23 protein-coding genes are annotated in these 23388 nt (G+C 62.5%); 6 read left to right on the top strand and 17 right to left on the bottom strand.

The window, feature by feature from the left end; all coding sequences use genetic code 11:
* Positions 1 to 185: 185 nt before the first annotated feature.
* The gene (locus NKH22_RS07720; protein ID WP_023668211.1) at positions 186 to 815 is read left to right on the top strand and encodes a TetR family transcriptional regulator C-terminal domain-containing protein; all 630 of its coding nucleotides are present in this window, start codon (positions 186 to 188) and stop codon (positions 813 to 815) included.
* A 9-nt stretch (positions 816 to 824) separates the two neighbouring features.
* On the opposite strand, the gene NKH22_RS07725 is transcribed toward NKH22_RS07720, so the two are convergent.
* On the bottom strand, positions 825 to 1697 hold the full coding sequence (locus tag NKH22_RS07725; RefSeq protein ID WP_023697054.1) for a helix-turn-helix transcriptional regulator: 873 nt from the start codon (positions 1695 to 1697) through the stop codon (positions 825 to 827).
* 99 nt (positions 1698 to 1796) lie between these two features.
* Here NKH22_RS07725 and NKH22_RS07730 point away from each other — a divergent pair, with 99 nt between their 5' ends.
* On the top strand, positions 1797 to 2636 hold the full coding sequence (locus NKH22_RS07730) for an SDR family oxidoreductase (protein ID WP_023821794.1): 840 nt from the start codon (positions 1797 to 1799) through the stop codon (positions 2634 to 2636).
* A complete protein-coding gene (locus NKH22_RS07735; RefSeq protein WP_023821795.1) occupies positions 2633 to 3355 on the top strand; it encodes an SDR family oxidoreductase in 723 nt (240 codons plus the stop codon). The genes NKH22_RS07730 and NKH22_RS07735 overlap by 4 nt, the downstream gene beginning before the upstream one ends.
* Positions 3356 to 3357: 2 nt before the next feature.
* On the opposite strand, the gene NKH22_RS07740 is transcribed toward NKH22_RS07735, so the two are convergent.
* The 7 genes from NKH22_RS07740 to NKH22_RS07770 form a co-directional block, all read right to left on the bottom strand.
* Complete coding sequence (locus tag NKH22_RS07740; protein ID WP_023804949.1) at positions 3358 to 3735, bottom strand: DoxX family protein; 378 nt, start codon at positions 3733 to 3735, stop codon at positions 3358 to 3360.
* A 76-nt stretch (positions 3736 to 3811) separates the two neighbouring features.
* Complete coding sequence (locus tag NKH22_RS07745; RefSeq protein WP_023668206.1) at positions 3812 to 4270, bottom strand: carboxymuconolactone decarboxylase family protein; 459 nt, start codon at positions 4268 to 4270, stop codon at positions 3812 to 3814.
* Between the two features lie 32 nt (positions 4271 to 4302).
* A complete protein-coding gene (locus NKH22_RS07750; protein ID WP_352803574.1) occupies positions 4303 to 4821 on the bottom strand; it encodes an RrF2 family transcriptional regulator in 519 nt (172 codons plus the stop codon).
* A gap of 109 nt (positions 4822 to 4930) precedes the next feature.
* Positions 4931 to 6244 (bottom strand): NAD-dependent dihydropyrimidine dehydrogenase subunit PreA, encoded by a 1314-nt coding sequence (gene preA / locus NKH22_RS07755; protein ID WP_023699020.1) that lies wholly within the window; start codon positions 6242 to 6244, stop codon positions 4931 to 4933.
* A 59-nt stretch (positions 6245 to 6303) separates the two neighbouring features.
* Entirely contained in the window at positions 6304 to 6657 is a 354-nt protein-coding gene (locus NKH22_RS07760) for a hypothetical protein (protein ID WP_352803577.1), read from the bottom strand.
* Positions 6654 to 8003: an NAD(P)-dependent oxidoreductase gene (locus tag NKH22_RS07765; protein ID WP_352803579.1), complete on the bottom strand. Its 1350-nt coding sequence runs from the start codon at positions 8001 to 8003 to the stop codon at positions 6654 to 6656. The genes NKH22_RS07760 and NKH22_RS07765 overlap by 4 nt, the downstream gene beginning before the upstream one ends.
* A gap of 127 nt (positions 8004 to 8130) precedes the next feature.
* A complete protein-coding gene (locus NKH22_RS07770) occupies positions 8131 to 8847 on the bottom strand; it encodes a gamma-glutamylcyclotransferase (protein ID WP_352803580.1) in 717 nt (238 codons plus the stop codon).
* A 193-nt stretch (positions 8848 to 9040) separates the two neighbouring features.
* On the opposite strand from NKH22_RS07770, the gene NKH22_RS07775 reads away from it, so the two are divergent.
* Positions 9041 to 9817, top strand: a complete 777-nt coding sequence (locus NKH22_RS07775) for a VOC family protein (protein ID WP_352909298.1) — start codon at positions 9041 to 9043, stop codon at positions 9815 to 9817.
* 75 nt (positions 9818 to 9892) lie between these two features.
* On the opposite strand, the gene NKH22_RS07780 is transcribed toward NKH22_RS07775, so the two are convergent.
* A complete protein-coding gene (locus NKH22_RS07780) occupies positions 9893 to 10630 on the bottom strand; it encodes a hypothetical protein (protein WP_352909300.1) in 738 nt (245 codons plus the stop codon).
* Here NKH22_RS07780 and NKH22_RS07785 point away from each other — a divergent pair.
* Positions 10588 to 10980 carry a DoxX family protein gene (locus NKH22_RS07785; RefSeq protein ID WP_352909302.1) on the top strand — a complete coding sequence of 131 codons (393 nt, stop codon included), beginning with the start codon at positions 10588 to 10590 and terminating at the stop codon, positions 10978 to 10980. The genes NKH22_RS07780 and NKH22_RS07785 overlap by 43 nt on opposite strands.
* Before the next feature lie 92 nt (positions 10981 to 11072).
* Here NKH22_RS07785 and NKH22_RS07790 read toward each other — a convergent pair whose 3' ends face one another.
* A complete protein-coding gene (locus NKH22_RS07790) occupies positions 11073 to 13514 on the bottom strand; it encodes a GcvT family protein (RefSeq protein ID WP_352909304.1) in 2442 nt (813 codons plus the stop codon).
* 78 nt (positions 13515 to 13592) lie between these two features.
* Positions 13593 to 15131, bottom strand: coding sequence for a trimethylamine methyltransferase family protein (locus NKH22_RS07795; protein WP_023707716.1), 1539 nt, complete (start codon positions 15129 to 15131; stop codon positions 13593 to 13595).
* Between the two features lie 217 nt (positions 15132 to 15348).
* Between NKH22_RS07795 and NKH22_RS07800 the strand changes: the two genes are divergently transcribed.
* Complete coding sequence (locus NKH22_RS07800) at positions 15349 to 15939, top strand: transglycosylase SLT domain-containing protein (RefSeq protein ID WP_023707714.1); 591 nt, start codon at positions 15349 to 15351, stop codon at positions 15937 to 15939.
* 56 nt (positions 15940 to 15995) lie between these two features.
* On the opposite strand, the gene NKH22_RS07805 is transcribed toward NKH22_RS07800, so the two are convergent.
* The 6 genes from NKH22_RS07805 to NKH22_RS07830 all read right to left on the bottom strand — a co-directional run bounded on the left by NKH22_RS07805 (position 15996) and on the right by NKH22_RS07830 (position 23143).
* On the bottom strand, positions 15996 to 16433 hold the full coding sequence (locus NKH22_RS07805; RefSeq protein ID WP_023682204.1) for a TA system VapC family ribonuclease toxin: 438 nt from the start codon (positions 16431 to 16433) through the stop codon (positions 15996 to 15998).
* Positions 16430 to 16657: a hypothetical protein gene (locus NKH22_RS07810; RefSeq protein WP_023707713.1), complete on the bottom strand. Its 228-nt coding sequence runs from the start codon at positions 16655 to 16657 to the stop codon at positions 16430 to 16432. Before NKH22_RS07810 ends, NKH22_RS07805 begins: the two co-directional genes overlap by 4 nt.
* Before the next feature lie 142 nt (positions 16658 to 16799).
* Positions 16800 to 19016: a dipeptide ABC transporter ATP-binding protein gene (locus tag NKH22_RS07815; protein ID WP_023804942.1), complete on the bottom strand. Its 2217-nt coding sequence runs from the start codon at positions 19014 to 19016 to the stop codon at positions 16800 to 16802.
* A gap of 45 nt (positions 19017 to 19061) precedes the next feature.
* Complete coding sequence (locus NKH22_RS07820) at positions 19062 to 20219, bottom strand: ABC transporter permease (RefSeq protein WP_023668189.1); 1158 nt, start codon at positions 20217 to 20219, stop codon at positions 19062 to 19064.
* Between the two features lie 13 nt (positions 20220 to 20232).
* Positions 20233 to 21267 (bottom strand): ABC transporter permease, encoded by a 1035-nt coding sequence (locus NKH22_RS07825; RefSeq protein ID WP_023668188.1) that lies wholly within the window; start codon positions 21265 to 21267, stop codon positions 20233 to 20235.
* A gap of 223 nt (positions 21268 to 21490) precedes the next feature.
* Complete coding sequence (locus NKH22_RS07830) at positions 21491 to 23143, bottom strand: ABC transporter substrate-binding protein (protein WP_023668187.1); 1653 nt, start codon at positions 23141 to 23143, stop codon at positions 21491 to 21493.
* Positions 23144 to 23388 lie beyond the last annotated feature (245 nt).

Genomic DNA, 23388 nt, shown 5'->3' on the forward strand with positions numbered 1-23388 from the left:
TGCGTTTTCATGCTACGCAAATTTTTGACCGATTGGACAAACGTTAGCACCGCCCTGTCGGCGGTCAAGGGATTACTAGCGGAAATGCGGCCTGCGAAGTGCGCTCCACGGGTAAGAGAAAAACTGGTCCAGAGAATTGGTCCAGATGAACCCTGCGGCCAAGGCTTGCAGGGGTGAGCGGCGCCATGGAAGGCTCAGCCCCTCGCCGCACCCGCATCCAGCAGGAAAAGCGCGAACTGATCCTGGAGGCAGCCCTCGAAGTCTTCTCCGCCAACGGCTTTCGCGGTTCGACCATCGACCAGATCGCCGAGGCCGCCGGGATGTCGAAGCCGAACCTGCTCTACTATTTCCGCCGCAAGGAAGACATCCACGAAACGCTGATGGAGCGGCTGCTGGCGACGTGGCTGGCGCCACTACGTGAACTCGACGACATCGGCGACCCCCTGACCGAGCTCAGGAGCTACATCCGGCGCAAGCTCGAAATGGCGCGTGATTTTCCCAGGGAAAGCCGGCTGTTCGCCAACGAGATCCTGCAAGGCGCGCCGCGCATCATGCCGCTGCTGGCGGGTGAGCTGAAAACGCTGGTCGACGAGAAGGCCAACGTCATCAAGGGCTGGATGCGCGCGGGAAAAATCGCCCGCACCGATCCCTGGCACCTGATCTTTTCGATCTGGGCGACGACGCAGCACTATGCCGATTTCGATGTCCAGGTCCGCGCGGTGCTTGGGCCCGATCGCGGCGGCGACGGCCGCTTCGAGGATGCGGCGCGGTTTCTGGAGCAGTTGTTCATTGATGGGCTGAAGCCGAAGGGCTGACCTTGGGCGTCAGGCGCTGCGGCGCTCCGCCGGCATCGCCTCAAGCAAATTCTGCAGCTTCTCGATCGAATTCTGTTCGGCCAGCGGCGTGTAGACGATCAGCTTCATGTCCGAGCCGTCGTCGATCGACAGGCTCATATGCTCGAACGTCATGGCGCCGGCGCTCGGATGTCGGACATGTTTCACCCCCGACAATCGGCGTGCCACGTCGCGTTGCGGCCACCAGTCGCGAAACTCCGGACTTGAGCGCGTCATAAGCACGATCAGCCGCTCGAAATCCGCATCGCCCACATAGCGGGCGCTTTCCGCCCGGAACGAGGCCAGCACGGTGCGCGCCAATTGCTCCCAGTCAACCAGCAGGCGCCGGTGATGCGGATTGGTGAACACCATGTGGACGATGTTGCGGGCGTCGCCCTCTAGCAGGCCATAATCACCGAACACCGCTACCGCCGCCGGATTCCAGGCCAGCACATCCCAGCGCCGCCCGACGACATAGGCCGGCTGCAGCACCAGGCTCTCCAGCATATGCATTAGCGGGCCATCGACCTTTTCCGGCGCAGCCACGCGGTTCTCCGGTTGCTGGCGGCCTGCCAGGATGAACAGATGCCGCCTTTCAACGGCGTCGAGGCGCAGCGCTTCGCTGAGCGCCGCTAGCACCTCCACCGAGGGTCTGACCTCGCGCCCCTGCTCTAGCCATGTGTACCAGGTGGTGCCGACGCCGGCGATCATCGCCACTTCCTCGCGACGCAAGCCTGGCGTGCGTCTCCGCAGGCCGGTCGCGATGCCGGTGGCGGACGGCGTCAATCTTTCGCGGCGCGAGCGCAGGAAGGCGCCAAGCTCGCGCCGGCGGCTGTCTTCAGCGGAGTGCGTGGGGGCATCCATGAGAGCTATTATAGCAGTATTGATACCAGGATAAAGTTTGAACTGTTTGGGCTGGGTCAGGCGCCCCATCTTCCATCCAGAGAGATGGAGGCTCTGAATATGGATCTGAAAGACAAGACAATCCTCATCACCGGTTCGACCGACGGCGTCGGCCGTGTCGTCGCGCAAAGGCTGGGCGCCGGCGGCGCGCGCGTGCTGGTGCATGGCCGTGACGCGGCTCGCGGCAAGGCAACCGTCGCAGAAATCGAATCCGCCGGCGGCAAAGCCGAGTTCCTCGCCGCCGACCTCGCCTCGCTAGCCGAGATCCGCCGCCTTGCCGAGGCCGTACGCGCAAAAACCGACCGGCTCGACATCCTCATCAACAATGCCGGCATCGGCACGGCCGGCGCCAAGCGACAGCTCAGCGCCGACGGCTTCGAACTGCGCCTTGCGGTCAACTATCTCGCCGGTTTCCTGCTGACCTCGGAACTGCTGCCGCTGCTCAAGGCGAGTTCGCCGGCGCGCATCATCAACGTCGCTTCGGCCGGCCAGCAGGCGATCGATTTCGGCGATGTCATGCTGACACGTTCCTATGACGGCGTGCGCGCCTATTGCCAGAGCAAGCTGGCGCAGATCCTGTTCACCATCGACCTGGCCGGAGAGTTGAAAGGCAGCGGCGTCACCGTCAACGCTCTGCATCCGGCGAGCTACATGAACACCACCATGGTCCGCCAGGCCGGCGTGACGCCATGGAGCTCGGTCGAAACCGGCGCCGACGCCATTCTCAACCTCGCGACATCGCCCGCGCTGGAGGGCCGCAGCGGCCTCTATTTCGACGGCCAAAGGGAGGCCCGCGCCGACGCACAAGCCTATGACGCCAAGGCCAGACAGCAATTGCGAACCCTGAGCCTCGACTTCGTCGGCCAGGCTTCCCCAAAATCGAAGGAACAGCATTCATGACCGGCAAGATCGAACACACGGTCGTCATCGGCGGCTCATCCGGCATCGGCCTGGCGACGGCGCGAAAACTGCTTGGCCCGGGCATGAAGGTGACCATCACCGGACGAAACCAGGACAAGCTCACCAGCGCTTGGAAGAGCCTCGGCGGCGCCGCCGAGAAAGCTGCCTTCGATGCTTCGAAGCCGGACGAAGTCCGCCAGTTCTTTGGGGAACTCGGACCGTTCGATCACCTCGTGCTGGCTGCCAGCGGCGGCAAGGGACTTGGGCCGTTCGAAACCCTCGACCTCTCAGACATCGCCGGCAGCGTCGACGAGAAAGTCTGGCCGCAGCTGTCCTGTTTGCAGACAGCCTTGCCGACGCTCAACAGATCGGGATCGGTCACTTTCATCTCGGCGGTGTCGGCACAATTGTCGGTGCCCGGCGTGGCCGGCATCGCCGCCGTCAACGGCATGCTGTTGACGGTGGTGCCGATCCTGGCGGTCGAACTGAAGCCTCTGCGCGTCAACGTCGTGGCGCCCGGCGTCATCGACACGCCATGGTGGGATTTTCTGGCCGAAGACCAGCGGCAGGCGGTGTTCAGCGAATATGCCGGCAAAACCCCGGTGGGCAGGATCGGCCGCGCCGAAGACGTCGCCGGCGCAATCGCCTTTCTCGTCTCCAACGGCTTCATGACCGGCCAGGTGCTGACCTGCGATGGCGGTTTGCGCTTCGCGGCGTGACCTTACAGCGACTGTGCGATCAGCGTGAGAAAGCCTCCGGCGAGGGCGACGTTGCCGACGAAGCCGTTGATGCGCGAGGCCCGGTCCGGGCCCTGATGGTCCCAGAAATTGTGGAACATCGGCGTCGCGACAATGAGAAACAGCACCAGCACAGCACTGGCGATCGCGGTCCACAGGCCGGCCATCACCAGCGCCCCGGCAACGGTTTGCAGGACGATGCCGGCCCACAACGCCAATCTCGCCTGCGGCACGCCGCGCGCGGCCATCAGCCCGGTCAGGAACGCCTCGTTCTGAACATTGCGCAGGCCGGCGAAAACGAAGGCGCCGCCGAGCAACAGGCGGCCGAGAAACAAAAAGGTCGAAGGCAAATCGACAGGCATGAAATCTTCCCCGTACTTAAGCATGAAACAGGTGGAGCGCCGCCCTTTCCACGGCGCTCCATGACTAACCGGACGGTCAGGCTGCTTTGGCAGCCGGCATCGGGTGAATGGCGTGGAACGGGATGCAGAGCCGGTTCCAGGTGTTGATCATGCCGATCGCGACCGACAGCTTGACCAGTTCCTCTTCCGAGAAGTGCTCTAGCGTGCGGGCATAGAGTTCGTCCGAAACGCCATTGTTGGCGATCAGGGTCGTTGCCTCGGTCCAGGCAAGGGCCGCGCGTTCACGTTCGGAAAATAGCGGCGATTCCTTCCAGGCCGAAACCAGATAGAGCCGTGTCTCGGTTTCGCCGTCGCGCCTTGCCTCGCGGCTGTGCATCTCGACGCAGTAGGAGCAGCCATTGATCTGCGAGGCCCGGAGCTTGATCAGGTGCAGCAGGCTCACTTCAAGCCCGCATTCGTCGACCGCCTTGTTGAGCGCCGACACGGCTTTCATGATTTCCGGCGCCTTGGCGAAAAATTGCAGTCTCTGTTTCATCGTCTTTCCTTTCACATCTGTCTGGCGGGGGATTAGATCTGTTTGGTCGAAGCGGGTTTCTGCGGCCGCTGATGGCGCGCCACAAACGCACAGCTGGCGGCAAACGATCGCGGATCGCCTTCGGCCTTGTAATCAGCCACGATGTCGGACAACCGGGTTTCCGCGAGGGCCGCGCGATAGGCGCGCTCGGCCTTCAGCATCGCGGCATTGATGCCGCACGGCTTCACATAGGCCGAAGCATCGATCTTGACCGGGCCGCGCTGGCGGATCTCGCCGCAGCGGAAGGCCGGCTCGCGACCCTCGACCGCAAGCACGATATCGAGCAGCGTGATGCGCTCGGCCGGACGCGCCAGCCGGTAGCCGCCCGCCGGTCCCGGCACCGATTCCAGGATGCGCGCAGCCGTCAGCTGGTTCAGATGTTTCAGCAGATAGGTCGGCGACAGGCCGAAGGACTGTGCCAAGGCAGCACCCGGCATCGTGCTGTTGCCCTCCACGCTGGCCAGTGTGGCCGCGCAATGGATGGCCGCTTCAACGCCCTCGCCCAGCTTCATGATGTTGATCTCCGATTCATGGATATCTTATATCGTGGATAGTTTTTATCTGCAATAGCAAAATGAAAAACGGCGCTCGAAAGCGCCGCTTTTTTCTTCGACCCGTTCCCTACTCCGCGGCCACCTTGGCCATCGGGTTGTTCGGGTGCGTCGTCCAGTTGGCATAGACCGGCGACACCGGCTTGCCGGTGCGCTGGTCCATCACGCCGGCGGCCAGCGGCTCCATGGTGATGCAGTTCTCGACCGGGCAGACATTGACGCACAGATTGCAGCCGACGCATTCGGCCTCGATCACCTCGAAATGCCTGACGCCGTCGACCATGTTGGTGATCGCCTGGTGCGAAGTGTCCTCGCAGGCGATGTGGCAGCGGCCGCATTTGATGCAGGCGTCCTGGTCGATATGCGCCTTGGCGATGTAATTGAGGTTGAGATACTGCCAGTCGGTGACGTTGGGCGTGGCGCGGCCGACAATGTCGTTGAGCGAGGCGTGGCCTTTCTCGTCCATCCAGTTTTCGAGACCGGCGATCATCTCCTGCACGATCTTGAAGCCGTATGTCATCGCCGCCGTGCACACCTGCACATTGCCGGCGCCGAGCGCCATGAATTCGGCCGCATCGCGCCAGGTGGTGATGCCGCCAATGCCGGAGATCGGCAGGCCGCGCGTTTCCGGATCGCGGGCGATCTCGGCCACCATGTTCATGGCGATCGGCTTCACCGCCGGGCCGCAATAGCCGCCATGCGAGCCCTTGCCGTCGATGGTCGGCTGCGGCGCGAAGCTATCGAGGTCGACGCCGGTGATCGAGTTGATGGTGTTGATCAGCGACACCGCGTCGGTTCCGCCGGAGAGTGCGGCGCGCGCCGGCTTGCGCACATCGGTGATATTCGGCGTCAGCTTGGTGATGACAGGCATGCGGGTGTTGGCCTTGCACCAGCGCACTACCATTTCGATGTATTCAGGCACCTGGCCGACAGCCGCGCCCATGCCGCGTTCCGACATGCCGTGCGGGCAGCCGAAATTGAGTTCGATGCCGTCGGCTTCGGTCTCCTCGACCACCGGCAGGATCGCCTTCCAGCTTTCCTCGACGCATGGCACCATCAGCGAGACGACGATGGCGCGGTCGGGCCAGTCCTTCTTGACCTGCTTGATCTCGCGCAGATTGACCTGCAAATCGCGGTCGGTGATCAGCTCGATATTGTTGAGGCCGAGCAGGCGCCGGTCCGCCCCCCAGATCGCGCCATAGCGCGGGCCGTTGACGTTGACCACCGGCGGACCTTCTTCGCCCAGCGTCTTCCACACGACGCCGCCCCAGCCCGCCTTGAAGGCGCGGATGACGTTGTAGGCCTTGTCGGTCGGCGGCGCCGAAGCCAGCCAGAACGGATTGGGCGATTTGATGCCGACGAAATTGTTGCGGATGTCTGCCATGGGTCTTTCTCCTCTGGCCGTGGCGGGCTTACCGCCACCTTAAAGCGTTGCCTATCGGATCATTCCTCGCATCGAAGAAAAACCGATGGCGGTTCGCCTTCGACCGTTACCGTGATCTGGTCCGGATCGCCCTTGCGCGCTTCCAGCCCGACCATTTTTTCATCCATGCGCACGGTCTCTTCTCCGTTGAGATAGACGCTCGCGCATGAAACCGTCGTTTGTACCAGGTCGCCAGTTGGCGGCCCGGCTGTCCATTGGCAGATCGTGTGCTCGCTGAAGCCGACGCCGGACGCTTCGACCGACATCCGCTCTTCACCCTTCTGGTCGCACCATTGCGCATAGAGCCAATAATCCCCTGAAACCGCCGGCACTGCCGCGGTGCCGATGACGGCGGCAAGGATCTGCGCTATCATCGCAATGCCCTGTTGATGCTCTCCGCCGCGTCGCGGCCTTGCGCGACTGCCGAGACGGTGAGGTCGTCGCCACCAAAAATGCAGTCGCCGCCGGCCCAGACATTGGCAAGCGAGGTGCGCCCTTCGGCATCGACCTTGATGCGGCCGGCCTCGAGTTCGATCGCAGCGCCGCTGCCATTCAGTGCTGCCGGCACGAAGCTCTGGCCGATCGCCTTGAACACCTGGTCGGCGGCCAGCGTCAGCCGCTCGCCGGTGCCGGCGAGCTTGTCGCCATTCATCGCGGTGTATTCGAGTTCGATGCCCGACACCTTGCCACCCTCAGCGATCACCCGCTTCGGCTGCAGCCAATGGCGGATGGTGACGCCGTTGGCGGCAGCCAGATCCTGCTCGAACTCGGAAGCGTTCATGTGTTCCTGGCCGCGCCGGTAGCAGATCGTCACCTCCTCGGCGCCGAGCAGCTTCGATTGCACCGCGGCGTCGATCGCCGTCATGCCGCCGCCAATGACGACGACGCGCCGGCCGACCGGCAGGCTCGCGAGATCGCTGGCCTGCCGCAGTTCGGCGATGAACTCCACTGCATTGACGACGCCACCGGCGTCCTCGCCATCGGCGCGCAGCGCATTGACGCCGCCAAGCCCCATGCCGAGGAAGACGGCATCGTAATTCCGGATCAGGTCCGACAGCCGGTAGTCGCGGCCGAGCGCCCTGCCGTTCTGGATATCGATGCCGCCGATCCCCGTGACATAGTCGACCTCGGCCTGGGCGAAATTGTCGATGCTCTTGTAGGCGGCGATGCCATATTCATTGAGGCCGCCGGCCTTCGGGCGGGCTTCCAGTATGGTCACCTCGTGGCCATGGCGGGCGAGCCGGTGCGCCGCGGCTAGGCCGGCCGGACCGGCGCCGACCACGGCGACCGACTTGCCGGTCGATTCAGCGCGCGAATAAAACTGCTGGTGCTTGGCCATGGCGACATCGGTGGCGTAGCGTTGCAGGCGGCCGATCTGCACCGGCTTGCCTTCCGCCACCTCGCGCACGCAGACCTCTTCGCACAGCGTCTCGGTAGGGCAGACGCGGGCGCACATGCCACCCAATATGTTCTGGTCGAAAATCGTCTTGGCCGAACCGATCGGGTTGCCGGTCGAGATCTGGCGGATGAACAGCGGAATGTCGATCGAGGTCGGGCATGCATTCATGCACGGCGCATCGTAGCAGAAATAGCAGCGGTCGGATTCGACCAGCGCTTCGTGGTGATCGAGCGGCGGATGCAGGTCGGAAAAATTCTCGGCGTACTGGTCGGCGGCAAGCCGGCCGCCGGCAATGCCGTCCTTGAACTGGCCTTCTGGCATCGTCAGTTCCCCTGTTTTCGTTTTGGGGAAGGCTAGCACGTTTTATTTTTTTATCAATTGGTCAATTTTCGCCGCAAGTTACTGAAAAGCCTAGCTGATAATATGATCGAACCACTCATGTTATGGCCTATGTCACGGGCGAAAAGCCAGAGCTCGTAGCGCCGCCATGGATCGACCTGATCTCGTTGGCAACCAGTTGCTGCAGCCGCCACAGATTGCGGTCGCGGATGCCGAATTCCTCAAGGTGGCTGACGGTGTTGTAGAGATATTCCGCGCCTGAGCCGACATGGCCGCAGGCTCTGGCAAGCACCCTCGCCACCCGATCCAGCGGCTGCCCGAGCGAGGTTCCCCTGCCCGTCACCCCGACCCAGAAGCCGAGCGCCCGTATCCGGCCCTGCTCCGTGCGCACGGGAACCCACCGGACCGAGCTGACACTCTCATGGTCGTCGATCTCGCGCCGCAACAATCTTTCGATCTGCTGCGGCTTGTCGCCGTCGGGCAGGCGGTAGATGACGCCGTCGCATCGGCCGCCGCGTTCGAGCGCCATCATCAGCCCCGGCTGCGCGACGCTGCCGCGCCAGCGCACCATGTCGAGGCAGAAGGAGCGGTGCCAGCCGAAAGCGGTGGCGCGCTGGCGTTCGACTGATTCGAAAGCCGGCTTCCAGATCAGCGAGCCATAGGCGAACACCCACAAAGGCCCCTCGTCTGCTTCTTCAGACAGCCGCAAGGCTAATGTCCGGTAATCCTCATCGTTCAGCTGCGTCCAACTGCAGTCGGGTCCGGGATCGACCTCTTCGCGATGACACAGTGACACAAGCTCAGGCGTGAGCGACATAAGGCGCATGAAACTACTACCCCTCGTTTGCCCCAAGGAAAGTCGAAAACCGCCCCAAGTGCAAGCCGCCGGTGGGGCGAAGTGCGGAACGATGTGTCAACGCAGCCGTTGAATTTTCTCCGCTTCGCTGTCGGATTCGCGTCGCTGAAAACGTCCTTTGATGGATCGGACGACGATCGATGCATAGGTGAGGAGACCGAGAATGCCGAGATCCCCAATGCGCTTCTTCTGGTACGAGTTGATGACCAGCGACCTCGATGCGGCGCAAGCGTTCTACACCACCGTGGTCGGCTGGCGCGCCGAGCCCTTCGACAAGGCGCCTGGCATGCCGCGCTATATCGTGGTGAACTCCGTCGGGCGTGGCGTCGGCGGGCTGATGACCCTGCCCGAGGAAGCAGCCAGGACGGGTCTGAAGCCGGCCTGGTTCGGCTATATCCACACCAGCGATACCGATGCCTCGACCGAGGCACTGAAAGCCGCCGGCGGGGCTGTTCACCGCGAACCCGACGACATTCCCGGCGTCGGCCGCTTCTCCGTCGTCGCCGACCCGCAAGGCGCCGCCTTCATGTTCCTGCAGCCCAATGGCCCCGACCAGCCCGTCCTTCCGGCAACGACGCCGGGCCATGTCGGCTGGCACGAGCTTTATGCGTCCGACCGCCAGAAGGCCTTCGATTTCTACTCCAGCCAGTTCGGCTGGACTGATGCCGGTAGCATGGACATCGGCGAGATGGGCATCTATCAGACCTTCTCGGCCGGCCCTGAATCCGGCGGCGGCATCATGAACAAGCCACAACAGCTGCCGGTGCCGGTGTGGCTGTTCTACTTCAATGTCGATGCCATCGACGCAGCCGCCAAACGGGTCACCGACAATGGCGGCAAGATCGTCATGGGTCCGATGCCGGTTCAGACCGGCCAATGGATTGCCCAGTTCACCGATCCGCAAGGCGCTTATTTCGCGCTGATCGCGCCGGGCCGCTGATCCCCTCCGGTACTCGCCTGCACGGAACTGCTCTCATCGCGCCGCTGGTGCGATGAGAGGCGCGTCCGGGCGCGGTCACTCCGGCGCCAGCACCGCAACTTTGAGGTTCTCTTTCCTGGCGCCGCTGAGCTGGATCGTGGCTGCGCCAGGCGTCAGCTTGAAGCGCAGGCTCTTGCGGACGCCGAGGCAGGTCTTCACGCCGCTGAAACCGGCTGATTTCACGGCCTGGCCATCCTGAATGACGTCGACCCAGGCCTCATCGGACAGGCTGATCTGGAGCTCTCCTTCCGTTGGCACGGCCACGTTTGCCGTCGCGCCGAACGTGCCGGCTGCCGGCGCGCGTTGCGGTGAGACCATGAAGCTGACCGCATCGACCGGCTCCAGCGCCATATCCGCGGCTTCGCCGAAAGCAAGAGAGGCACCGGACTGCGCGGCGGGCGCTGCCGGAAACAGTTCCTGCTCGCGTGTTACCGGCCATTTGAAGGCATCGCAGCCAGCATCAGCGGCCACGGCGAAACTGGTGCTTGCGAGGATTGCGAACAGGCTGATGGCGACTTTTTTCATGGCGAAGGAACCCGTCTGGTTTGGAGTGTCTACTCGCAGATATACAACCTTAACGAGATGTATGCAACCATAACGAGAGCAAATTTCGAAGTCAGACTGGAAATAATTGCAATCACCGATTGTTGATGACAGGCCATGGGAAGTGAATGGTCCAGCGCCGGGTGATGATTTATGGCCGGGCACATGGTTGGAAAAATGGAGTTTAGATGAAGCTTTTTGACGGTCTCGTGAGATTTCAGCCGCAGGCACTCGGCGTCCTGCGCATCATCACAGCCCTGCAGTTCCTCGAGCATGGCTCGCAGAAACTGTTCAATTTTCCGGTCAGCGCCGAGCCTCACGCTCTTAGCGGCCTGACGGCGACGGCAGGCATCCTGGAATTCGCCGGTGGCATCCTGCTGGCGCTCGGTCTGTTGACCCGCCCGGTCGCGTTCCTTCTGGCCGGCGAGATGGCCATCGCCTATTTCATGGCGCACTACCCGCGCGACTTCTTCCCGGTCAACAACAGCGGCGACGCGGCAATCTCCTTCTGCTTCATCTTCCTCTATCTGGTGTTTGCCGGCGCCGGCGCCTTCGCGCTCGACAACCGCCGCAACGTCTGACGCGCAATGCATGTCGCCCAAAGGTGCGCAGCGGTTTTGGGATAACGACATGCACAAAGGAATCTGAAGCGCCTCGGCGAAGCCGAAGCGCTTCAGGCGCGCATTCGCTCGAAGTTCGCGTCAAAGAGCGGCGCTGCCTGAACGCGCGCCGCGTGGCGCTTGCCCAAAAGTTCGATTTCGAAGCCGTCGCTCTTGTCTGCGATCTCCTTCGGCACATAGCCGATGGCGACGGATTTCTTCGAGTGATGCGCATAGCCGCCCGACGTCACCCAGCCGCGCACCGCGCCATCGTACCAGATCGGCTCGTCGCCGATGACATCGGCATCGTCGGCATCGAGGATAAATGTGCGCAGCCTGAGCTTGCCGCCCTCCTTGCGCTCGGCAAGAGCGCCGGCCTTGCCGACGAAATCGGCATCCTTGCCATAGGCGACGAAACGGTCGAGCCCGGCCTCCAGCGGCCCGTAGATCGGCCGGTATTCGCGCGCCCATGAGCCGTAGTTTTTCTCCAGCCGCAGCGCATTGAGCGCGCGCGAGCCGAACAGGCCGAGGCCGAATTCCTCGCCTGCCGCCATCAACGCCTGGAAGGCAGCGCGCTGATATTCCGGCGCCACCCAGATCTCGTAGCCGAGATCGCCGGTGTAGCTGACGCGGCCGACCAGGCATGGCGCCGTGCCGATGTCCATTTTCGCGACCGCCATGAAGGGGAATGCGGTGTTGGCGACATCCGCGCGGCTGACCTTCGCCAGCACCTCCCTCGCCTTGGGTCCGGCGATCGCCAGACCGGTCAGTTTCTGCCCCAGCGCCTCCATGCGCACTGAGCTATCCGCAGGTAAATGCGCCTCGAACCAGCGCACATGATACTGCTCGGCGATACCGGAGCCGGCGATGAACCACTCGGTCCCGTTGGAATTGGTGGCACCGATATTGGCCAGCGTGAAATCGCCGATGAGCTTGCCGTCATCCTTCAGCATCGGCGCCAGCGTCATGCGGCCTGGCTTGGGCAACTTGCAGGCAAAGACCCGGTCGAGCCAAGCGGCCGCCCCTCCTCCCGTCACCTTGTATTTGGCGAAGTTCGAAATCTCCGCCAGGCCGACGCTCTCACGAACAGTCGCGACCTCATTGGCGACATGGGTGAAATCGCTGGACCGCCGCCACGAGAACTCGTCCTTGACACCCTCGGGCGCAAACCAGAGCGGCACTTCCAGCCCATAGGACACGCCCCATTGCGCGCCCTTGGCCGACAGCAGATCATAGATCGGCGTCGTCTTCAGCTGCCGCCCGGCGGGCAGCTCCTCATTGGGGAAACGGATCGAGAAGCGGCGCGAATAGTTCTCGCGCACCTTGGCATTGGTGTAGGCCATCGTCGCCCAGTCGCCGTAGCGCGCGACATCCATCGCCCAGATGTCGGCGCCGGGATCGCCCTCGATCATCCAGTTGGACAGCGCCAGGCCGACGCCGCCGCCTTGTGAAAAGCCCGCCATGACGCCGCAGGCGACCCAGAAGCCGGGAAGGCCACGCACCGGCCCAACCAGCGGATTGCCGTCCGGCGCGAAGGTGAAGGGCCCGTTGATGATCTGCTTGATGCCGGTCCTCTCGAAGGCCGGGAAATGGCGGAAGCCGACTTCGAGCGACGGCGCGATGCGGTCGATGTCCGGCTCCAGCAATTCATGACCGAAATTCCACGGCGTCTGGAATTCGGACCAGACCTTATTGGCCTTCTCGTACGTGCCCATCAGCATGCCGCCGCGCTCCTGGCGCAGGTACAGCTCACCATCGAAATCGACGGCATGGATGATCTCGGTCCCCGTCTTGGCGTTCCACGCCGCCACCTCGGGCATATCCTCGGTGATCAGGTACATGTGCTCCATTGCCAGCACCGGCAGCTCCAGCCCGACCATGCGGCCGACCTCGCGCGCCCATAACCCGCCGGCATTGACGACATGCTCGGCCACCACTTCGCCCTTGTTGGTGATGACGCGCCACATGCCGTCGGGCCGGCGCACAATGTCCTCGACCTTGGTGAAGCGCTCGACCTCGGCGCCCAGTTTCCGCGCGGCCTTGGCATAGGCATGCGTCACGCCGGAGGGATCGAGATGGCCGTCCTCCTTGTTGCGGACGGCGCCGACGAATTGTTTCGGGTCGAGCAGCGGCATCAGCTCGGCCGCTTCATTGGCCGATATCTCCTCGAGGTCGATGCCGAGGTAACGCCCCTTGGCGACGACGCCGCGCAGCCAGTCGAGCCGCGCCTCGGTTGCCGCCAGAAGCACGCCGCCGGTCAGATGTACGCCGGTCGCCTGTCCCGACAGCTCCTCGATCTCCTTGTAGAGCGAGATCGTGTATTTCTGCAGCTTGGCGACGTTGGGGTCGCCATTGATCGTGTGCATGCCGCCGGCCGCATGCCAGGTCGAGCCGGAGGTCAGCTCGTCGCGCTCCAAAAGCACGACATCGGTCCAGCCATGACGCGCCAGATGGAACAGCACGGAGCACCCGACGACGCCACCGCCAATGACCACGACCTTTGCATGCGATTTCATGAGTTTTGCTCTGTTATCAATGAGTTGAGGAGATAAGGTGAATCAGAAAGGCAGCGCCGCGCGCCGACGCTGAAAAAGTCACGGCTCGCCCTGCCCGATCGCTTCCTTGCGCCTGGCCACATACGCCTCCAGCGCCTCGCGCACGGCGATATCCATCACCGGCTCGACATAGTCTTCCAGCGCCTTCTTCCACAGCCGGGTCGCGCGCGCCGTCGTGTCGAGGCCGCCGGCCTCCTGCCATGCCTCGTAATTCTGCCAGTTGGACAGTATCGGCTGGTAGAAGGCGGTGGCATAGCGTTCCAGCGTGTGCGGTTCGCCGAAGAAATGGCCGCCGGTCGGCACCGCGCCCAGCGCCTCGACCGCAAGCTCCGCCTCGTCGACGACGATCGGGCGCAAGAACTCCATCATGTGCTGGATCATCTCGACATCAATGATGAGCTTTTCGAACGATGCCGTCAGCCCGCCCTCCTGCCAGCCGGCGGCATGATAGACGAGGTTGCCGTGGCCGAGCACAGCGCCCCACAGCGCCATCAGCGTCTCGTAGGCGCCTTGCGCGTCCGCCGCATTCGATGCCGACCCCGGTGTCGTGCGGTAGGGCAGATTGTAGCGCCGCGCCAATTGCCCCGAGGCGATGTTGGCCTTGGTGTTCTCCGGCGTTCCGAAGGCCGGCGCGCCCGACTTCATGTCGACGTTGGAGGTGAAGGCGCCGTACATCACCGGCGCGCCGGGGCGCACCAGTTGCGTCAGCACCACGCCGAACAGCGCCTCGGCATTCTGCTGCGCCAGGGCGCCGGCGAGCGTCACCGGGCTCATCGCGCCCATCAGCGTGAACGGCGTCACCGCCACCGACTGGCCGAACTCAGCCATGGTCATCAGCCCTTCGGCCATCATCTCGTCGAAACGCCGCGGCGAGTTGACCGAGATGATGGTGGCAATGCCGGGATCATCGCGCATCTCGTCCAGCGTCAGCCCGCGCGCGATTGCCATCATCTCGATGCCGTCCAGCGCCCGGCCTCGTCCAATCGCCGAGACATGGAACGATTTGTCGGTCAGCGTCAGGTTGGTGAAATAGGTATCCATGTGCCTGGTGTTGGCCGGCAGTTCCACCGGCGCGCAGACCTGGTTGCCGAGCATGTGGATGCAGTTGAAATGCTGCGCCAGCCGGGTCAGATCGGCATAGTCGTGCAAGTTTCCAGCGCGCCGGCCGCGCTCCATGTCGTGCACATTGGGCGGCCCGGCGACGAGGGTGAAATTGATCGTGTTGCCGCCGAGATGAATGGTGTTGGCGGGGTTGCGCGGCGTCAGCCGATAGCTGGACTGCGTGGTCTTCAGCGCCTCGGCGACAAGGCCCCGGTCGATGCGGACATTCGCGGTCGCATGGTCAACTTTTGCGCCCGCCTTCTCGAACAGCGCCAGCGCCCGCTGAGACATCACCTCGATGCCGAAATTTTCCAGAATGTGCATCGACGCCTGGTGGATCGCTTCGACCTGGTCGACTGAGAGCATCGCCATCGGCGGATAGGGATTGGTCACCCGCCGCAGTGGAAGTTGCGGGATGGCGGCGGGCCCCCGGTTGCTGGTTCGCTCCGCGCCGCGCTTTCGTCTTGGTTCATTCATGCCTGGCATCAGAGCGCCGGCATCCGGATATCGCTGTCAGAAATCCGCCCTTCGCGGGCGTGATTTTATCCAAGGCGGCATTTTTGAATTCTGATGGAGATAAAGGCGACGCGAAAGGTCGGAATAATGATACAGGCCCACCGAGCGCAGCCAGGCCGGCAAGCCGTTAAGAAACACCGCAAGATTCCCTTTATGATTTCGGCCTATTCGTTTTCCAATGCGTAGTTCGAGTTTGAGTAAAATTGTAGCGGTTGGCGTGCTGCTGGCTTTGCCGGCCTGCGCGACGCCGCCCAACCATATCAACAATGTCTGCGCCGTCTTCGACCAGAACGACGGCTGGTTCGACAACTGGCAGTCGGCCGCCGAGCGCGCCTCGCAGAAATACGGCGTCCCTGTCCCCGTGCTGATGGCGACGGTGCGCAAGGAATCCGGTTTCAAGAGCAATGCCAGGCCGCCGCGTACCAAACTGCTCGGCTTCATTCCGTGGAAACATGTCTCGTCGGCCACCGGTTTCTCGCAGGCGCTCGACGGCACCTGGTCGCAATATCAGAGCGAAACCGGCAGCTGGGCGGCGCGGCGGACCAAGTTTGCCGATGCCGTCGATTTCGTCGGCTGGTATCATTCCAAGACATCAGACACGTTCGGCGTCGCCCGCAACGACACCTACAATCTCTATCTCGCCTACTATCTCGGCTGGACCGCCTACGGCCGCGGCAACCGTGGCGATGCCGGCGTGCAGGGCTATGCCAGGGCGACCGAAAAGATGGCCCGCGACTATGCCGAACAGCTGCAGCAATGCGGCAGCTGACGTTGCCAAGCGGTCTTGCAGCCACGCAGTTTGCGATCGAAGCGGAACTCAGCCATTCATTCGCTTGGGATCAGGTGGAGGATCGACCTCCCTCCCTTTACCGCTGCCGTCGACAGCTTTCGGTCAAACGTCGCCAATTGGCCGTCACGCGCCTTGGCGAGTCCCAACAGATAGCTATCCGTTACCTGTGCCGGGGTGAGGATCCTGGCTGCATCGATGTCGTTGGAACCGACAAGGCTGATCTCGTCAGGCCAGAACTGATGTCCTGAAAGGGCATGCAGCTTGCCGACAATCTGCGCCACCACGGCGGGCGAACCCGGAGAATTGGGGTATTTCGGGTTGCTTACAATCCTGATGACGCCATTCTCGGTAATGGGACATGTTGCCCATGATAAATGCCCGGTGGATTGGAACCACCGATGGGCATCTTCATGCGCGACGTGAGCCGGATCGATCAACGCAATCAACACATTGACGTCGAGCAGGAAGGTCACGCCAATTCGTCGCGAAGCGCATTGACCATTTCGAGATCGACCATCGGGCCGTCGGGCCGCGATGCAAGCAAGGGGATGCCGTTGCGTTCACCGCCGGTCGGTGGCCTGCGCAGTGAGCGGCGAGCCAGATCGGAAATGACATCGCCAACGCTGCGATCCTGCTGCCGCGCCATGGCCTTGGCCGCAAGTAGGACATCGTCATCGATTGCAAGTGTGGTTCTCACAATATGCTCCCTATCGCGCATCAAACATCACGCATCACATAATGCAATGGACAGCAATATTCAAGCGAACGTAGCTGTCGTTCCTTGAGCTATGGCGACGCTGCGGCAATGCGCCAACGAGCGGCATTGCCTCTATGGCTGGTCAGCTCGGCTTCTTGCCATGCGGGCGCTTCGGCGGTTCGCCGGCGAAACCGGGGCCGATCCCATCCGGTGCGTCTTCCGGCACGCCCTCATGCGCTGCGTGTTCCCTGTCGAACTTGATCACGGGCTCCATCGTCGCCAGCACATCGTCCGACAGCCAGCACAGGCTCATATGGCCATCGCCGAGATGCTTCACCGGCGGCACCTTGGTCTCGCACAGATTGTCCGGCACCAGCCTCTTGTAGCCGCAGCGCGTCTGGAACGGGCAGCCGCTCGGCGGGTTCATCGCCGACGGGATATCGCCTTCGAGCACGATGTGCCGTTTGACCACGCTGGTGTCGGCGATCGGGATAGCCGACAGCAGCGCCTCTGTGTAGGGGTGATAGGGTGGCGCGAAGATCTGGTCGGTCGTGCCCTGCTCGACGATGTAGCCGAGATACATGACGACGACGCGGTCGGCGATGTAGCGCACGACGGACAGATCGTGGCTGATGAACAGCATCGTCGTCTTGTTCTTGCGCTGGATGTCCATCAGCAGCTCGGTCACCGCCGCCTGCACCGAGACGTCGAGTGCCGACACCGGCTCGTCGGCCACCACCACCTTGGCATCGCCGGCAAAGGCACGCGCCACGCCGATGCGCTGCTTCTGGCCGCCTGAGAGCTGACGCGGCTTGCGCGTCTCGAAGGCCCGCGGCAGCTTCACCAGGTCGAGCAGCTCCAGCATGCGCTTGCGCCGCTCGGCGACATTGTTGCCGACTTTGAATTTTTCCAGCGTGCGGATGATCTGCGAACCGACGGAGTGGCTGGGATTGAGTGTATCGAACGGGTTCTGGAACACCATCTGGATCGACGACACCGTTTCGACGCTGCGCTTCTCGATGCCGGTCGACTGGATCTCCTTGTTGCCCAGCGTCACTGTGCCGGCACTTGCCGTCTCCAGCCCGAGCAGGACCTTGGCCAGCGTCGACTTTCCGCAGCCGGACTCGCCGACGATGGCGACGGTCTCGGATTCGCGGGCCATAAACGAGATCGTCTCATTGGCCTTGACGACGCGGCCTTCGCTGGAGCCGAACACTTCGCTGCCGCCGACCTTGTAGTATTTTCTCAAATCCTCGATCTTGAGCACCGGCGCGCCGGGCACAACCTTCTCATTGACCTTCTTGGCGCCGGGAGGCAGCGCTTCCCAGTCGATCTCGTTGAAGCGCACGCAGCGCGAGAAATGCCCTTCGTGACCGGCGACCTCGATCATCGGGATTTCGGCGGCATTGCAGACGCCCTCAACGAAATGGTGGCAGCGCGGGCCGAAATTGCAGCCCTTGGGCCGCTCATGCGGCAGCGGCAACTGGCCGGGGATAGAGATCAGCGGCCGCGAATTCTTGTCGGCGCCCGGCAGCGGAATCGAGCGGAACAGCCCTTGCGTATAGGGGTGACGCATCCGGTCGAACACGTCCTTGATCTTGCCGGTCTCGACCGCTTCGCCCGAATACATCACCGTGATGCGGTCGCAGGTCTCGAGGATGAGGCCCAGATTGTGCGACACGAAGATCATCGACGTGCCGAACTTCTCGCCCAGCCCCTTGACCAGTTCGACGATGCCGGCCTCCACCGTCACGTCGAGCGCCGTCGTCGGTTCGTCGAGCAGAAGCAGCGCCGGCTTCGACAGCAGCGCCATGGCAATGACGATGCGCTGCTGCTGGCCACCGGACAGCTGGTGCGGATAGGAACGCATCATCCGTTCGGGATCGGGCAATCTCACCGAGCGCACCATTTCGAGCGCCCTTTTGTAAGCCTCTTCCTTCGACACCTTGTCGTGGATCAGCGGCACTTCCATCAATTGCTGGCCGACCTTCATCGCCGGATTGAGGCTCGCCATCGGCTCCTGGTAGATCATGGCGATCTTGTTGCCGCGGATGGAGCGCAACTCCTCGTCGGACAGCTCGCCCATGTCCTTGCCCTGGAACTTGATCTTGCCGCCGACGATCTTTCCGATGTTGGAGAGGTCGCGCATGATGCCGAGCGACACGGTCGACTTGCCGCAGCCGGACTCGCCGACGATGCCCATGGCTTCGCCCGGCATCACCGTGCAGGAAAAGTCCATGACGGCGGGGATCTCGCCCTTGCGGGTGAAGAAGGAGATCGACAGGTTCTCGATCTCGATGATCGGCGCAGCGCTTGGCCCAAGGGTCGGCTTGCCGGGATTTCGAACTGCCTCATTCATGGGTCGCTCCAATCCTATTTTCATGCTCGCGGGCCGACCCGCAGATCAGTCTTTCATCGATTGTTCGCGCAGCGAGTCGGCAAGCAGGTTCAAGCCCAGCACGAACGACATCAGCGCGATGGTCGGCGGCAGCGCCGGGTGGATGAAGGAGCGCAGCAGGCGGCTGGCGTCCTTGATTGCGGTGCCCCAGTCCGGGCTCTCCGGCGCCAGGCCCAGCCCGAAATAGCCGAGCGTGCCGAGCAGGATCGTGGTGTAGCCGATGCGCAGGCAGGCATCGACGATCAGCGGCCCGCGCGCATTGGGCAGGATCTCCCACAGCATGATGTACCAGGGCGATTCACCGCGCGTCTGCGCCGCCGCCACATAGTCGCGCGTCTTGATGTCCATCACCAGGCCGCGCACGATGCGGAATACGCCGGGGCTGGAGGCGAACACCACCGCGACGAAGATGTTGAGCTGGTTGGGATCGATGTGGATGATCTTGAACGGATCGGCGTCGAACACCAGGCCGGCATAGACCCAGCCGCCGATGATCAGCGTCAGCCCGAGCAATATATAGAGGCGGTCCGGCCGGTTCTTGTAGCGCGTCCAGAACAGCACCGAAAAGAAGATGATCGGGAACAGGAAGAACAGCCCGGCCATGGCGTAGGGGATCGGCGTATCCATGATGCCCGGCGTCACCAGCAGGTAAAACAGCAGGATCACCGGGAAGGCCAGCACCAGATTGGCCAGGAAGGACAGCACAGTGTCGATCCGGCCGCCATAGTAGCCGGCGGGCAGACCGAGCGTAATGCCGACCATCAGCGCGAAACCGGTCGCAGCCGGTGCGATGATCAGCACGATCTGGCTGCCATAGACCATGCGCGAAAAGACATCGCGGGCGAGCTTGTCGCCGCCGAAATAGTAGATGAGTTTCGATACCGGCTCGAGCGCGCCCGGCAGCGCATCCTTCATGATCGGCACCTGGGCGAGCGGATCGAAGGGCGCGACGGTCGACGCGAAGATTGCCGTGAACAGCCAGAACAGGCAGATGCCGACACCGACTATGCCGACGCCGCTATCGAACAGCTGGCCGTAGAGGCCGAGCCTTTTCTTGTAGGCGAAGCTCGCTCCCATCACCAGGGCAAGCCCTAACCAGACCGGCCAGAAACGCCCAATCACGCCGAGCACGACATTGAAGGCACCGATATATTCGACCTGCATCTGCCCCAGCCCCCTATTGAACTCTGATACGCGGATTCAGGAACGCGTAGCCGACATCCGAGATGAGCTGCGTGATCAGCACGATGAACACCGAGACCAGTGAACAGCCAAGCAGCAGATCGATGTCGTTGTTGCCGGCGGCCTCGACCAGCGTGTAGCCAAAGCCCTGGTAGCGGAACATCACCTCGACGATGACGACGCCGGTAAGCAGCCAGGGAAATTGCAGCATGATGACGGTGAAGGGCGCAATCAGCGCATTGCGCAGCGCGTGCTTGACGACGACGCTGCCGAAGGAAAGCCCTTTCAGCCGGGCGGTGCGGATATATTGCTGCGTCATCACCTCGACCATCGAGGCGCGTGTCATGCGGGCGATGTAGCCGATGCCGTAGATCGCCAGCGTCATCACCGGCAGGGTGAAATTGTAGAAGGTGATGCCCTGGCTTGCCGAGGCGGCCGAACCGTTCAGCCAGCCGAGCCAGGAGGCGAAGATGACGGTGAAGATGACGCCCGACACATATTCGGGCGTCGCCGTCGACGCGATCGATGCGACGGACAGTGTTCGGTCCGTTCGCGAGCCCTCGCGCATGCCGGCCAGGATGCCGATCAGCAGCGAAATCGGCACCATCACCAACAGCACACAGAGCATCAGGATACCGGTGGCGGCGAGTGCGGGGAAGAGCTTTGACGCAACGGAGGTTTTGAACTTGGTCGAGCAGCCGAAATCACCTTCCAGGATGCCGGAGAATTTCGGCTCCAGCGGATCGTTGCAGAAGGAGAAACGCTGCGTCGGCTTGCCGGTCGCCGGATCGGTCACCGGTTGCTTCGGGACGACGCCCAGCCATTGGCCGTAGCGCACGAAGAAGTTCTGCCGGTAGCCATGGTTGACCAGCCAACTTTCGAGCTGTTCGGCCGATGTGTGCATTTCGGTCTGGCTGATCGCCAGCTTCTTCAAATTCGGCTCGAGGTTGATCAGGAAGAAGACGATCATCGTCAGGCACAGCATCGTCAATGCCATGGTGCCGAGACGCCGGATTACGAAAGAAAGCATGGCGGTCCCCTGCCGGTCTGGTTGGGGTTGGAGCCAGTTCGAAAAACCAGCTTTGCCGCTGCCGGCAGAGTTGGCCGTCAAATCGGCACTCGGATGCAATCAACCCAGTTTTATTGAACGGTCTTTCAGGAGAGTCCGCAACTTTTTGCTGCGGCGGCTTCCGGTTCTGGACCATGCGAGGCGTGACGGGAAGGAGCGAAGCGCCCCTTCCCTGACGTTGCAATCACGCCTGGTCGAGCCAGACCTTGCCGTAGTCGCGCTCGAAGGTCGGATGCATCTTGTAATTCTGCACCGCCTTGACGGAGTGGCTGTAGAGCTTGCGCCAGTAAGGCTGGATCATGATGCCGGAATCCTGCAGGATCTGCTCGATATCCTTCATCATCTCCTTGCGCTTGGCCGCATCGGCAACGGCCAATGCTGCATTGAGCTTGGCATCCCATTCGGGGTTGGAATAGGCCGACTCGTTCCACGCCTCGCCGGTGCGGTAGCCGATCGCCAGAACCTGAACGCCGAGCGGGCGCATGTTCCAGTTGGTCATCGACAGCGGGTATTTGGTCCAGTCGTTCCAGAACGTCGAGCCCGGCAGCACCGTGCGCTTTACCTTGAGGCCGGCGTCGCGCATCTGCGCGGCGATGGCGTCGCCGGTATTCTTGTGCCAGTCTTCGTCGACCGTGATCAGCTCATGCTCGAAGTCGGCCTGGCCGGCTTCCGCCATCAGCGCCTTGGCCTTGGCCGGATCGCGAGCGACTTTGGGCAGCTCGTAATATTCCGGGTGGATTTGGCAGACATGGTGGTTTTCAGCCACCGTGCCGGCATTTCCGTAGCCAAGCTGCAGAACGACATTGTTGTCGACCGCCAACTGCAGCGCGTTGCGCACTTTCTGATCGCCGTAAGGCTTGTTGTTGATGTTGGTGCGGCACACGATGGTCGACGCGGTGACGATTTCGGACTTGACCAGGTCCAGTCCGTCGAGGATCGACACATAGTCGGCCGAGGTCTCGAAATTCGTATGGACTTCGCCGGCCTCGAAGGCACTGACCATGGCTGCCGGATCGGTGCCGTAGTCGACGAATTCGATGCCGTCGAGGAACACCTCGCCGTCCCACCACTTGTTGTCCTCGCGGCGCTTGTAGACCACCTTCTGGCCGACATCGTAGGAGACGAGCTCGAACGGGCCGGTACCGATCGGGCAGGCTTTGAAGTCGCCGCCCTTCTCGTCGAAGCTCTTGTGCACGATGAGGCCGGGATAGTCGCACATGTTCGGAATGAGCGCGATGTCGGCCTTGCCGAGCTTCAGCTTGACGGTGTGGTCGTCAACCTTGGTCACGGCGCTTTCGTCGAGTTTGTCGTCCTTGACCAGCGTGCCGAGACGGCCAGGCATCGAATTGCCCTCGGCCTTCTTGTCGGCCCAGCGCTTGAGATTGAAGATGACGTCATCGGCGGTGAAGGCATCGCCATTCGACCAGGTCACACCCTTGCGCACATGCAGCGTGTACTCGGTGGCGTCGTCGTTGACTTCCCAGCTCTCCAGAAGGTACGGGCGGAACGTGTATTCGCTGGTGTACTTGACCAGCGGCTCAAGCGCCTGGCGCTCGGCATTGGCGATTTCCGACCAATCGGCCTTGCGTGGATCCTTGGGATCCTTGACCCATTGCGCGACTTTCAGGATGCCGCCCTTCTTGCCCTGCACCTCTTCGGCCCTGGCTTGGGTCGGCACGGCTACGCCGAGCATGCCGTAGGCCATCGCAGTCGACGCGCCGAACACGCTGGCCATGGCGAGGAACTCGCGGCGATCGACTTTGCCTGCCTTGGCTTCTTCGGCCATAGCCAGGATGTGATCGGGAACGCGATCGCCATTACTCTTGTAATTTGTCATACCTTAACTCCCATTGTTGGCTTTCCGCCTTTTAACATTCCGCATCCCTGCCGTGATGTCAAAGACGGCATGGCTACGGAACCTGTTAGGGAATGTGCAACTTTGAAAAGGGAGCGGTTCGCGTGATAACGACAGACTTGGCGCAAAAGTGCTAGCGCGCCCAGATTCCGCCGGAATCTGCTTAGGCGAGTAACTGATACATTTGGGCGGGTTGAGACAGCGCCAGTTCCGGCGGCGGTAAGGGC

The organism is Mesorhizobium sp. M1252 (assembly GCF_040318265.1).
Taxonomy (GTDB): domain Bacteria; phylum Pseudomonadota; class Alphaproteobacteria; order Rhizobiales; family Rhizobiaceae; genus Mesorhizobium.